At 64.5% G+C, this 12,912-nt stretch carries 7 protein-coding genes; 2 read left to right on the forward strand and 5 right to left on the reverse strand.

Annotation, left to right across the window (positions count from 1 at the left end):
- Positions 1-33: 33 nt before the first annotated feature.
- The 3 genes from ACP4XC_RS00870 to ACP4XC_RS00880 all read right to left on the reverse strand — a co-directional run bounded on the left by ACP4XC_RS00870 (position 34) and on the right by ACP4XC_RS00880 (position 7,780).
- Complete coding sequence (locus ACP4XC_RS00870) at positions 34-1,473, reverse strand: glycosyl hydrolase (RefSeq protein ID WP_427173004.1); 1,440 nt, start codon at positions 1,471-1,473, stop codon at positions 34-36.
- A gap of 29 nt (positions 1,474-1,502) precedes the next feature.
- Positions 1,503-6,209 (reverse strand): DUF4082 domain-containing protein, encoded by a 4,707-nt coding sequence (locus tag ACP4XC_RS00875; RefSeq protein WP_427173005.1) that lies wholly within the window; start codon positions 6,207-6,209, stop codon positions 1,503-1,505.
- A 257-nt stretch (positions 6,210-6,466) separates the two neighbouring features.
- Positions 6,467-7,780 carry a M18 family aminopeptidase gene (locus ACP4XC_RS00880; RefSeq protein ID WP_427173006.1) on the reverse strand — a complete coding sequence of 438 codons (1,314 nt, stop codon included), beginning with the start codon at positions 7,778-7,780 and terminating at the stop codon, positions 6,467-6,469.
- Positions 7,781-8,765: 985 nt separating this feature from the next.
- Between ACP4XC_RS00880 and ACP4XC_RS00885 the strand changes: the two genes are divergently transcribed.
- Together ACP4XC_RS00885 and ACP4XC_RS00890 are read left to right on the forward strand one after the other, a co-directional pair.
- On the forward strand, positions 8,766-9,233 hold the full coding sequence (locus ACP4XC_RS00885; protein WP_427173007.1) for an Hsp20/alpha crystallin family protein: 468 nt from the start codon (positions 8,766-8,768) through the stop codon (positions 9,231-9,233).
- A gap of 78 nt (positions 9,234-9,311) precedes the next feature.
- Positions 9,312-9,566 carry a hypothetical protein gene (locus ACP4XC_RS00890; RefSeq protein ID WP_427173008.1) on the forward strand — a complete coding sequence of 85 codons (255 nt, stop codon included), beginning with the start codon at positions 9,312-9,314 and terminating at the stop codon, positions 9,564-9,566.
- A gap of 104 nt (positions 9,567-9,670) precedes the next feature.
- On the opposite strand, the gene ACP4XC_RS00895 is transcribed toward ACP4XC_RS00890, so the two are convergent.
- Together ACP4XC_RS00895 and ACP4XC_RS00900 are read right to left on the reverse strand one after the other, a co-directional pair.
- A complete protein-coding gene (locus ACP4XC_RS00895; protein WP_427173009.1) occupies positions 9,671-11,095 on the reverse strand; it encodes an amino acid permease in 1,425 nt (474 codons plus the stop codon).
- 270 nt (positions 11,096-11,365) lie between these two features.
- Entirely contained in the window at positions 11,366-12,868 is a 1,503-nt protein-coding gene (locus ACP4XC_RS00900) for a bifunctional phosphatase PAP2/diacylglycerol kinase family protein (RefSeq protein ID WP_427173011.1), read from the reverse strand.
- Between the last annotated feature and the right edge of the window lie 44 nt (positions 12,869-12,912).

Raw genomic sequence — 12,912 nt, forward strand, 5'->3', positions numbered from 1 at the left:
GATGCGTCTCATAAGCCGCTCAGTAGTGCTGACCTAGCCCTGCGCCGCGACCCCTGTCAGGGTGAAGACCGATTGGGGTCCGGCGGTCATGGTCATCGTCCCGTCTGTCAGGATGGCGCTTCCATCTGCTTCCATATTGCGGCCGGAATCCGTGACAAAGCTGTCCAGCCGCACTGCTGCGCCGACGCCCGGCAGACGCAAGGTCACAGGAACTGCCGAATCCGAAGTGTTCTGCCCGAAGATGGTGAGCCGGCCGGACGCCGGGTCCTGGACGGCGACGACGTCGACCTCGCCGTTTGTGGAGGAGGCGGGGATCCGTACCGCTCCCCTCGGCGTATACCGGATCAGCTGTTTGAGCACGTAATAGCTTTTGCGCGGGAGGTAGAGGCCGCTTGACGAGTCATAGGCCAGCAGGCCCCAGTAACCCGTGCTTCCGTGATGTTCGTAGTACCCGTCCCACGCATCATATTGAAGCAAGCCAGCGGCCCCCTGCGATAAGAGCGCAATGGCGTGTTCGGCCATTCCGGCAGCCACGGACCAGTCCCGCAGAGGGGGCGGTCCCGTGTCACATCCAGGGCACGGGCCAGCGAATTCGGTAACCCAGAAGTCCATTCCCGGGTCCGTGGCTCTCTTCAGCGCTTCCATCGCCCCTGCCGAACTGCCGTCGTAGCTGTGGATGCCAAAATGCGCCATCTTCCCCATGACCAGTGAGTCGGCTGCCAGGGCCGGGAGGTAGTCGGAAGTGGCGCGGGACGCGGATGCCGTGTCCGGCCCTACCAGTCTGATATCCGAAAGGCCGAGCTCATCGAGTTGGACCAGGAGCTTGTGAAGGATCCTGGCATACTGGTCCGGCTGGACCTGAGGGCCCTCAACCCCGTTCCAGTCGGTCTCGTTCATGGGTCCGAGCAACGTGAAGTCAACATGCCGCACAGTCCGGCCATACGCCACCATCGAGGCGATCATACGGACCCACTGGTCCTCGCTGGCCGGGTCGATGTGGTTGCCGCCCATCCACTCCGGCACGCTACCCATAACATTAACCATGACCTGCTGACCGGGTTTTGAGTTGATGTAGGCGATGGTGTTCCAAAGATCCGCCATCTTGCCGCGTTCGTAGATGCCCGCGTTCCGGCTTGCGTCAATCACAGAGGATTCAGCCAGTTCCGTCCGGGACCCCCAGTCGGCTTTTTCGATGATCACCCGCCACGTGACATCGCCCAACTCGGCAATCTTATCGATGGCCGGGCGGAGCTGGCCGTTGTTCCAACTATGGACGTTGGCGTTGACGCCGAGCCCGGTGACTATCTGCTGCGGCGCCGGGGTGGCTACGGCCTGCTCCGGTGCCGGATGCGAGGGTGCTTCCCCACTGTGAGCCGCGCCCGCGGGTGCTTGTGAAACCCCGCCCGAGCAGGCCGCCAGCAGCAGGGTGCAGCTGGCGGCCATTACCCTCAGGAGCCCCTGGGCTGTCCTCATCCGGGTCTCTCGGTTCCCCTTGCGTGTGCCTATGCCCCGTTGAAGATGACGTCGACCCAGTAGTTGGTGCTGTTGTAGCTGCTGGTGGGGAATGCGGTGGCGCCGTAGTTGTAGACACCGTTGGCCCCGTCAGTGCCGCTGGCCAGGCCATGCAGCGGTGCGTTGTCCGCGGCACTGCTGAAGTAGCCGCCGTTGGCGGAATAGAACCCGTTCGGCGCCTGGTACGAAACCACGTACGTCGTGTTGGCAGTGATGGACACCGGGCTGGAGAAGGAGGCCTGCTGCCAGCCGGAGGCGGTTTCACCCGAGAACGTCACCGAAGCCAGCAACGTCCCGGAAGCGGACCACAAATGGCCCGTATGGGTGCCGGTATTGCTGCTGCCCTTGTAGAACCGGACCCCGGTGACGGTCCCGGCCACGTCGGAACGGAACTTCATCCCCAGCTCCACGGCATTGGAGTCGTTCACCGTCACGGTGGCAGGCACCGAAGTGGCGCTGAACACGCTGCAGGGGCACCCGGTCGCGGCCGCGGCCGTGGTGAACAGCCACGAATACGGCGCCGCCATCACCTGCCCCGTGCTGTTCGCAGCACCGCTGACCGTCGCCGTGTACGTGATCCCATAGGCCAGGGCACTGCCCGGAGTAAACGTCGCCGTGTTGCTCGCCGAATCATACGAAACCGCACCCGCCACCGCAGCACCACTGCTGTCCTTGAGCGTGAACACCACCGAGGAGCCCGTCACCGACTGATTGAACGTCGCAGCAGGCTTCACCGACACCGCCACACCCGTCGCCCCATTCACCGGAGACACCGACGACACAGCCGGCGCCGCGTTCGAGTTCGTGGCGAAGACGACGTCGACCCAGTAGTTGGTGCTGTTGTAGCTGCTGGTGGGGAATGCGGTGGCGCCGTAGTTGTAGACACCGTTGGCCCCGTCAGTGCCGCTGGCCAGGCCATGCAGCGGTGCGTTGTCCGCGGCACTGCTGAAGTAGCCGCCGTTGGCGGAATAGAACCCGTTCGGCGCCTGGTACGAAACCACGTACGTCGTGTTGGCAGTGATGGACACCGGGCTGGAGAAGGAGGCCTGCTGCCAGCCGGAGGCGGTTTCACCCGAGAACGTCACCGAAGCCAGCAACGTCCCGGAAGCGGACCACAAATGGCCCGTATGGGTGCCGGTATTGCTGCTGCCCTTGTAGAACCGGACCCCGGTGACGGTCCCGGCCACGTCGGAACGGAACTTCATCCCCAGCTCCACGGCATTGGAGTCGTTCACCGTCACGGTGGCAGGCACCGAAGTGGCGCTGAACACGCTGCAGGGGCACCCGGTCGCGGCCGCGGCCGTGGTGAACAGCCACGAATACGGCGCCGCCATCACCTGCCCCGTGCTGTTCGCAGCACCGCTGACCGTCGCCGTGTACGTGATCCCATAGGCCAGGGCACTGCCCGGAGTAAACGTCGCCGTGTTGCTCGCCGAATCATACGAAACCGCACCCGCCACCGCAGCACCACCGCTGTCCTTGAGCGTGAACACCACCGAGGAGCCCGTCACCGACTGATTGAACGTCGCAGCAGGCTTCACCGACACCGCCACACCCGTCGCCCCATTCACCGGAGACACCGACGACACAGCCGGCGCCGCCGGCGCCGCGGCCGTCGTGAACACCCACGAATACGGCGCCGCCATCACCTGCCCCGTGCTGTTCGCAGCACCGCTGACCGTCGCCGTGTACGTGATCCCATAGGCCAGGGCACTGCCCGGAGTAAACGTCGCCGTGTTGCTCGCCGAATCATACGAAACCGCACCCGCCACCGCAGCACCACCGCTGTCCTTGAGCGTGAACACCACCGAGGAGCCCGTCACCGACTGATTGAACGTCGCAGCCGGCGTCACCGACACCGCCACACCCGTCGCCCCATTCACCGGAGACACCGACGAAACAGCCGGCGCCGCCGGCGCCGCGGCCGTCGTGAACACCCACGAATACGGCGCCGCCATCACCTGCCCCGTGCTGTTCGCAGCACCGCTGACCGTCGCCGTGTACGTGATCCCATAGGCCAGGGCACTGCCCGGAGTAAACGTCGCCGTGTTGCTCGCCGAATCATACGAAACCGCACCCGCCACCGCAGCACCACCGCTGTCCTTGAGCGTGAACACCACCGAGGAGCCCGTCACCGACTGATTGAACGTCGCAGCAGGCTTCACCGACACCGCCACACCCGTCGCCCCATTCACCGGAGACACCGACGAAACAGCCGGCGCCGCCGGCGCCGACGGGCTAAAGACGGCGTCCACCCAGTAGTATTCCGCGTCGTAAATTTGGTTGGGGAAGGTGGACGAGCCGGAGTAGCGGTAGAAACCGTTGGGAGCTCCCGGGACGCTGCGGGTGAAATGCAAAGGTGCGCTGTCCGTACTGTCATTTCCGGCCGGGGGCGCCGACGGGTGGTTATAGAAGAATGCCGAGTCCTGGGAATAGTGGCCGCCGGGCGCGTAGTACGAGACCACGTACATGGTGTTGGCGGTCACCGCCAGGGCCGGAGAGAGGGTTACGCTCTGCCAGCCGCTGGAGGATTCACCGCTGAACGTTGCGGTGGCCAGGCGTTGCCCGGACATGCTCCACACGTTTCCGATGTGCGTGCCGGTGTTCTTGGCCGCCTTGTAGAACCGAACGGCGCTGATTGTTCCAGCCACGTCCGTGTAGAACTTCGCACCGACCTCAACGCCATTCGTATCGCCGGAATCCGGGGCCGCCGGGGCGGTGTGCACGCCCACCAGTGAGCATGGGCAGGGAATGTTTGTGACCGCACCGGGCGCGGGTGATTCAATGTTCCCGCTGTCGTCAACGGCGCGGGACCGCAAGGTGGACGTTGGACTTCCGTGGGCATTCCAACTGAATGTCCAGTTTGTGGTTCCGGTGGCAGGACGCCACGTTTTGCCGCCGTCGGTCGACACCTCGACGCCGGCAACGACTCCGCCGTTGTCGGCAGCGGTGCCGCTGACTGTCACCACTGTGCCATCGGTAATGGTGGCTCCCCCCGTCGGGGAGGTGATGGCCGACGTCGGCGGGGTGGTATCCGTTGAAGCTTGGGCAGCGGTCAGGCCAGAGATGATGGTGGCCGGCTGTGATCCCATATCGGCGAAGAGATTGACCGTGGCCTGCTGCATGTTCTTGTCCACGGCCTTACCGGTAGTGAAGCCGTCCAGCCCCCAGGACCACTGCACTGTGCCGGCCCCGAAGACCAAAGCGCCGCTTGGCGCCTTGTAGATCGTGAGGTTGTGGGTTGCGGCCTGGCCGCTGGCGGTGCTGGAGCCGTAGTCGGTAAAGACCTCCGCCGATGTGCTGTTCGTTTGCGACAACTTAAAGGACCCCGCAGGTCTGAAACCGTTGTCCGAATCACTGTCCCACTCATAGCCGAGGGTACCCAAGCCAGCACCCAGCGTGGCCGTACCGCCAGGGGACAGCCCGGCGATAGTTGTGCCGCGCCAGAGGCGCAGCTTACTGAAGCTGGCGGGAACGGTGATGTCGGTGGTGCCCGAATTAACCATGAAGAACTGTCCCGTCAGGGCGTTCTCCGGGTTTCCGCCTCCGGTGGCAGTGCCATAACGAGGATCGCGCCAGGTACCTGTCCATGACACGGGATCGGTGGGGGCGTTGAAGTGGGTGTCCTTGTAGGCCACCAGCGTGCGGCCCGAGGTATTCGTTCCGTCGGCGCTGGGTTCCCAGCGGGTGCGCCAGAAGGCTTCGTTTCCGCTGAAGAAGGCCAGGTGCACACCGGCATCCCGCGCGGCCTCAACATTGGTCCGCTGGTCGCCGGACCAGTATTCGTCATGTCCTACAGAGGTGAACACCTTGTGGTTCAGCAGCAACGGTGCCTTGGTGGCCACGTCGAGGCCGCTCATGTAGCTGACGTCATAACCATTGGCCTCCATGAAGCGAATCATGGGATATTCCGCATACATCAGCCAGCTTCTCCCCTGGTCGTCCGCCGCCGAGTTAAACGGCCTGTTGTAGGAGACCTTGTATGCGGCTTTGTAAGCCAGCGGGGTGCCCGTCGGACAGGCCACGGTGCACGTGTACAGGCTGTTCCCGCCGTAGCTGTTATAGGCCTGCCACGTGGTGTCAGATGTCTGGAACAGCACGTCCGAGTGGGCGGCATCGTCACGGACCACGAACGGGATCACGCTCGCCGCGCCTGTGGTGTCGTCCCTCACGAGCCGGGCGAGGTAAACGCCGGAAACAGCTGTTGCGGGGACCTGCCAGGTGGCCGAAACGCCCCAGTTGCCGCAGTCGATCAATCCGGTATCGGAGAACGTGGAGCAGGCGGGCTGATTCTGCGGGAGCGTGGCGCTCGGGAGGACGTTTGCCGCGACCTTCCGCGCGCCTGCGCCCTGATAGTAGCCCAGGCGGTACACGTCGATGTGGTAGGACGTGGAGGGGGTCTTGATTTTGAACTTCACCGCGTCGCCAATATTGGCGCTCATGCTTGTGGCATACCCCTGGATGGTGCTGCTGCCCGCGCCTGCGACCTGCCATTCCGACGCCGGATTCCCGGGCAGCGTATTTTCGCAGGCCACTTTGCTCACAATTGGGGCCGTGCACGCAGTGGCGGCACTGGCAGATGGGAGCACGCCAGGATCAACCGCAACCGATAACGTCGAGACGAGCAGTGCAGCAACAACGGCGGGGACCGTCATCCGGATGAACCGGCGGGGCGAAAAGGCTCGTGCAAGCTTCATTTTGGGCTCCATCGTCAAGGTGCAACGCGGGGGCACATCCAAGGTGTCTGCACTGAGTCGACCGAACGGCATCGAGCCATAGACCCCTGCTGACATGTTCCAGTCGAGCCCGCGAGGCTTCCGTATGCCTGAAACACTAGGTTCAGGCCCAGAGCGCGGCGAGAGCCAAAGAGGCAACTATGTGGATATCCACATCATCTTTGTGGATCGATGAGCGGCTCTGCGGGAACGGGCCCCGGCGGCGCCAGAGCCCGGCCTTACGCCACCGTCCGGAAGAACAGTTCGGTCACCTTCGCCAGCCGGAAGGGATCCTCCACGCCGCATAATTCTCGGGCCGAATGCATGGACAGCAGCGGCACGCCCACGTCCACGGTCCGGATTCCCAGCCGGGTGGCCGTCAGGGGTCCGATCGTGGACCCGCACGGGATCACGTTGTTGGACACGAACTCCTGGTACGGCACCCCGGCCTCGCCGCAGAGCCGCGCCCAGAATGCCGCCCCGGGCCCGTCGGTGGCGTACCGCTGGTTGGCGTTGATCTTCAGCAACGGTCCGCCGTTGAGGGCAGGACGGTTGGCGGGATCGTGGCGCTCCGCGTAGTTGGGGTGCACGGCGTGGCCGGCATCGGCAGAGAGGCAGAACGACGCCGCCAGGGCCTGGCGCCGCTGGCTCGTCGACGCCCCAAGGCGGTCGGAGATACGCACCAGGATGTCCTCAAGGAACGGGCCGCACGCGCCGGAACGCGAGTTGGAACCGATCTCCTCGTGATCGAACGCCGCCAGCACGGCGATCGGTGCGCCAGCACCCTCCAACGCTGCACCGGCGTGTCCGATCAGGGCGGTGAGGCCGGCGTGGGTTGCGGAAAGGTTGTCCAACCGCCCCGAGGCGAAAAACTCCTCCTTGGCCCCGAAAACCGCCGGCTGCTGCGTGTCCGCAATCACGACGTCGTACCCGCCGATCTCCGCCGGGTCAACCTCCGCGCCGGTGACCATCCCGGCAAGGAGAGCCAGCAGATCGCCGCCGCTTGGATCGCCCAGCCCGAACACCGGATTCATGTGCTGCTGCTTGTCCAACACCAGGCCCTCGTTGACGGCGCGGTCCAGGTGGATGGCCAACTGCGGGAAACGCAACAGTGGTCCGGTGGCAGTCAAGTGCTCTGTGCCGTCCAGCATCACGAGGCGCCCGGCGAGTCTGAGCTCCCGGTCAAGCCAGGAGTTGAGCAGGGGACCGCCGTAGACTTCAACCCCGGCCTGAAGCCAGCCGAACTTGCCGGTGGTCGGCTTTGGCTTGAGCTTGAAGGACGGCGAATCGGTATGGGCGCCCAGGACGTTGAAGCCCGTGGTGGGACCGGCCCCGGCGGGGGTCACCCATGCGATGAGCGCGCCGTCGCGAACCACGTAGAACTTGCCGGCAGCTGCCGTGTCAGTCCAGTCATCAAGCTCATCCAGACCGGTGAAACCGGCCTGGTCCAGCCGCATTGCGGCCTCACCGACCGCGTGGAAGCTGGACGGCGAGGCGCTGACATAGGAACCGAGATCGCGGATGTGATCGGCGGCCGTGGAGAGTGAAGGCATGGCCCTGAGTCTAACGGTGCCGGGTTCCCGTCATGGTCAGGTGCATGCGTTCAAAGTGGCGGCTGCCGCGCCGGCGCCAGGGAACCTCACCACGGACCGCCTGCTGATGAGCATTGACAGGTCGAACTCGAGGCCCCGGCCGTGTTGGGGATGCGGTTCGTTGTGAGGCTGCGGAGGGGGCCGTCATATATCCAGGGAACGCCGGGCGGCTATGCGGCGTGTTGAGCTTTCCAGTGCCCCCGCTGTGACTCAGCGCCGAGTCCTCCGGACCCGGCGGCCCCCTGGGTAATGCCCACCCGCATGGTACCCAGTTGCGATGCTCCTAGCTGCCCAGGGTTTGTTGGCGCAGCGTTCAATCTCCCCCCGGTCATTCGTTCCGTCGGGCGCGACGCACGCTCAGCGGCCTGCGCCCCGGGGCAAAGGTTCCGGATCAGCCCGGTACCCGCGCATTCGCGCATCGCCTCGACGCCAGCTGCAGCTGCGCGGGTATCCGGATATTGCCCCGAGACCGCGAGGACCGCACCGTCGGGTCCGATCATCCGGAACCGTACGTTCGCTTCCTCGTCCATGAAGAGTTCGAATTGACCTGCCATTACTTCCTTTCCGATGCTGACCCAAGGCTGTTTGCCACGTGGGTCACCCGCAGTGATTTTCTTGGATCGGGCGGATTCCCAATTGCCGGTCGTCCAGTGGACACGTGCACCGTCTGCAGGCGCCGTGCTTCCACGGGCGCCGCAGCCGACCGGACGTCCCAACCATCATCCCGGGCCTTGGTGGGCAGCGGTAAGGGGCCAAAGTCCCGTAGCCGGGAGCAAAACGGCACCTGGCCCGAATCCAAGTATCCAAGCCGGGCCGGGCGGCCGAGGATTAGGTGGCGTTACGGGGACTTTGGTCCCTATTCCCCGTACGCGGATAGGTATCTACTTGACAGGAATCGATGCCTGCCGCGGCCGCTGACGCGGCAAAATAATTGGGAGAAAGAGTTATGTCCGGTCTGCTGAAGTGGTCCCCCTTTGAATCGGCCCGGTGGCCCGCGCCCACAAGCGCGTCAGGGAAGACCCCGGTCCAGCTCCCGGATGGCGTCGAACGTGTCTTTGACACCACGACCGGCCCCACGGCCGTCCGCGTTCGGCCCGTCGTCGACAGGGTTCTTATGGTGCGCGCGGAGATGCCCGGTGCCGACCCGGAGCGGGATATCGAAGTGTCCGTGGCCGCGGGGGTCCTTCACATTCGAGCCGAACGCCATGGAAACGAGGCCAGTGCGGAAGGTGACGCGCCCACCGCAGGGAGCGAATACGGCTCCTTCTCCTGCCACGTCCCCCTGCCGGAAGGCCTGACGGACGAGGATATCAAGGCCTCGTACAGAGACGGGGTGCTCGAGGTCCGGGCGTTGGTTCCGGAGTGTTTGACCGCCGCCACGCAGCACCAGCGACTGCCGATCAGCCACGGCTAAACCCCGCTCCGGGGTGAGCCGGGCATATTCCAACAAGCAACCACGTAGCTAGAACGAAACCTATGGAACGGACCCTCAATGGACCTCAAAACTCAGTGGAACCGGCTTGATCCCGCGACGCGCGGGTGGCTGATGGACCATCCGGGATGCATGATCCTGCCCCGGACGATCTCGGCGAGGGTCGCGAAAGTTATCGACGAACCTGTGCTGTTGGACCAGCACGGCGCAATCCAACTTTCAGAGGAGGACGTCACCTTTATCCGCGGCCGGGCTCACAGCGCTTCCGCGGCCGCCGGGGCGCAGCGCTTCTTCGATGCCGTGCAGCCTGGATAGGTCCGCCAGCCTCGAGAGAGAGAAATCCGGCCACCGCTGACGGTGACCGGATTCCCTTGCTGCTACTGCCCGGTCATCTGGCGCCGGGTGAAGTCACCGGTGAATTACGACGCCGGGCTCGCGGCCACCGCCGGCTCCTCGTCTTCCATGCTTGCGGCCGTGTGGGCTCCGGCGTGGACTCGGTTGCCCCTGCGGTAGCGCCACATTCCGAGGCCCACCACTACGGCGCCCAGGGCGAGGGACAGCAACAGCGATTCCCGGGTTGATTCCAGGATCACCATGCCCACCAGCAGGGCGACGATGCTGACGATGGCCACCCATGTCAGGTAGGGGAAGGCCCACATTTTCAGTTCAAGTTCCTTGGCTTCGGCACCCATGCGGCGCCGCAGGATCAGCTGAGAGACCGAGATGACGAGCCAAACGAACAGGGCGATGGCGCCGGAGGTGTTGACCAGGAACAGGAACACCGTGTCCGGAGCAACGTAGTTCAGGCCAACGGTCACGAACCCCACGACGGTCGACGCCAAAACGGCCGCCGCGGGCACGCCGCGCTTGGAAATATTCATCCAGGCCCGGGGCGCGTCCCCGCGCCTGGACAGTGAGAACAGCATGCGGCTGGCCGTGTAGAGACCGGAGTTGAGGCACGACAGGACCGACGTCAGAACAACGATGTCCATGATGGTGCCGGCGCCCGGGATGCCGAACAGTTCAATGACCGCCACGTACGGGCTCTTGGCCACAGAGGCGGAATTCCACGGCAGCAGGGTCACCACAATGGCGATGGAGCCGATGTAGAAGACAAGGATGCGCCAAACGGTGGACTTTACGGCCTTCTTGACAGCGTCCACGGGGTTCTCGGACTCGCCGGCGGCGATTGTGGCGATTTCCGCGCCGAAGAAGGAGAACACCACCACCAGGATGCCTGCGAGCACCGCGCCCGGACCGTTGGGCATAAACCCGCCGTTGTTGACGAGGTTGCTCAGTCCCGGAGCCGGGACGCCGGGGATGAGGCCCAGGATCGCTGCCGCGCCGAAGAGCAGGAACAATGCAATCGCTGCGACCTTGATGGACGCGAACCAGAATTCAAACTCGCCGTAGGACTTCACTGAGCCGAGGTTGGTGAGGGTCAGCAGTACCATCAGCACCAGCGCCCAGATCCACTGGTCGATGCCGGGCACCCAGCGGTGCATGATGGCCGCGCCGGCCGTGGCTTCGATGCCCAGCACGATGATCCAGAACCAGGCATACAGCCAACCGATGCTGAACCCGGCCCAACGGCCCAAGGCCTTGTCCGCATATGTGGAGAATGAGCCTGTCTCAGGGTTTGCCGCGGCCATTTCGCCAAGCATCCGCATGACCAGGATGACCACGATTCCCGCCGCCATATAAGCGATCAGGATGCCAGGACCGGCCTGCTGGATTGCCGCGCCGGAACCCACAAAGAGGCCGGCGCCGATAACGCCCGCAATGGCGATCATGGAAAGATGCCGCGGTTTTAATGATTTCGAGAGTTGCTGGTCAGCGTGCATGGGAGCGCCGTCCTTCGTTGATGGTGTGTGGCGGCTGATGTCGCATCAGGAGCTGGGTGGTGTCAACTGTGCGTCAGGCCACATTGTCGTTTCACCATAGACCGGCGGCACGCCTGCACTTCCTGTGCAGTCGAACATTTTGACGTGGCCAGAAACAGCGTATTCGACAAGAGCGACTACTCAAAGTGAATAAAAGTTTTCCGCGAGGCAACAATGCAATGTGCTGGAAATCTACCTAGGAGTAGCTTGAGGTCATCATCCCGGGCCGCGTCAGCTGTTTTCTGAAGGCGAGTAGTACGTGAGCGCGTCCCTCATCACGGTGAACTCCGCGCTCCGCACCCCCGGTATAACCTCGCCATCCACGGCGAGCACCAGCGGTGATCCGGCCGAGTCCACCTTGATCCGCGTTTCTTCGCGAAGATGCGTGATCCGGGATGTTGCCACGGTTCCAGTGAGAACGGACCAGAGCAGACGGGCACGCGCGAAGGATTCATCCGCCGTGATCATCCTCAGGTCCAGGACGCCGTCATCGAGCACCGGGCGAACCAAGGGGGCATGATCTCGCGGATAGTACCGTCCCCGGCCCACATACATGATCCACAGCTTGTGGCGGACGCCGTCCACCAGCATTGTGGTGGCTGTTCCTGCGGCGAAGGTCCTGAACATTGCCACCACTCCTGCAAGCGGTTTGCCCAGGGCCGGCTGCAGCTGCTCGCGCCGGCGGACAAGGTTGGGATAGAGGCCGATGCTCGCGGTGTTGAGCATGATGAGTTCGAGTCGCTCCGGATTTCCGGCCAGGCCGCGGGCCACGGTCACGTGGCCCACGTCAGCCAGGGCCGCCTCACCCCTGGCCGCCGCCTCCACCGCCGCCTCCAGCGTTGACGTCCCCGCATCGCGGGCAAAGTGGTTAAGGGTCCCGCCGGGAAGTACCAACAACGGCAACGAATGCGCGACGGCGGTGGCAGCTGCGGTGCCAACGGTGCCGTCGCCGCCCCACACGCCGAGTGCCACCACACCGGGGCGGGTGGCAGCCGCCTCAGTCTCGGCGGCAATGTCCTCGCCTTCGCTGATCTCCCTTATATACGCCGAAGGGAATACTTCGCGGAGGGCTCCGATGGTTTCCGGTGCGTAGGAACCACCGAGCGTGTTCACGATAATGCTCAGGCCCTCGCCGCCGGGCACTTTCGCTGCGTCGGTCCGGCTGCGCGCTGTTTCGGGAAAGGGCGGCCGGACCGGCCACCATTTCCTGGTGACCATGGCCGCTCCCGCGCCGATCAGGGAACCGAAGAAGACATCCGAGGGCCAGTGGGCGCCGGTGTGCACCCGTGAATATGCCACGCCGGCGGCCAAGGGTGCCACGGCCGCGCCGAGGACCGGCTGAACCAGACCGGCGCCCAACGTGAATGCCACCGCGGACGCCGAGTGGCCCGATGGCATGGACGAACTGGTCGGTTGCGGGTTGACGAACCTGAACAAGGGGAGATGTTCGGGGAGCGGACGCGCCCTGGGCAGGAGCTTCTTGAACACAAGGTTCGTCACCGCCGACGCCACACCCTGGGCTATGGCTCCGTGGAGGGCCGCACGCCTGGGCTTGCCCGGGAACGTCGCCAGGACCCCGGCTATGCCAAACCACAGTTTCCCATTGTTGGCCGCGGCAGAGAGCCGGCGGAACAGGTCATCGTGACCGCCTCCGGGAAAGCGTGAGACCTTGTGGACGAGCGCACGGTCTATTCCTGCCACCCAGCCCGGGCCCTTCCTCAGCATGCCTCGCATTTCCCCACCCTACAGGCGATTCCCGGCGCGCATCGGGGGCTGCC

The organism is Arthrobacter sp. 92 (assembly GCF_050260325.1).
Taxonomy (GTDB): Bacteria; Actinomycetota; Actinomycetes; order Actinomycetales; family Micrococcaceae; genus Arthrobacter.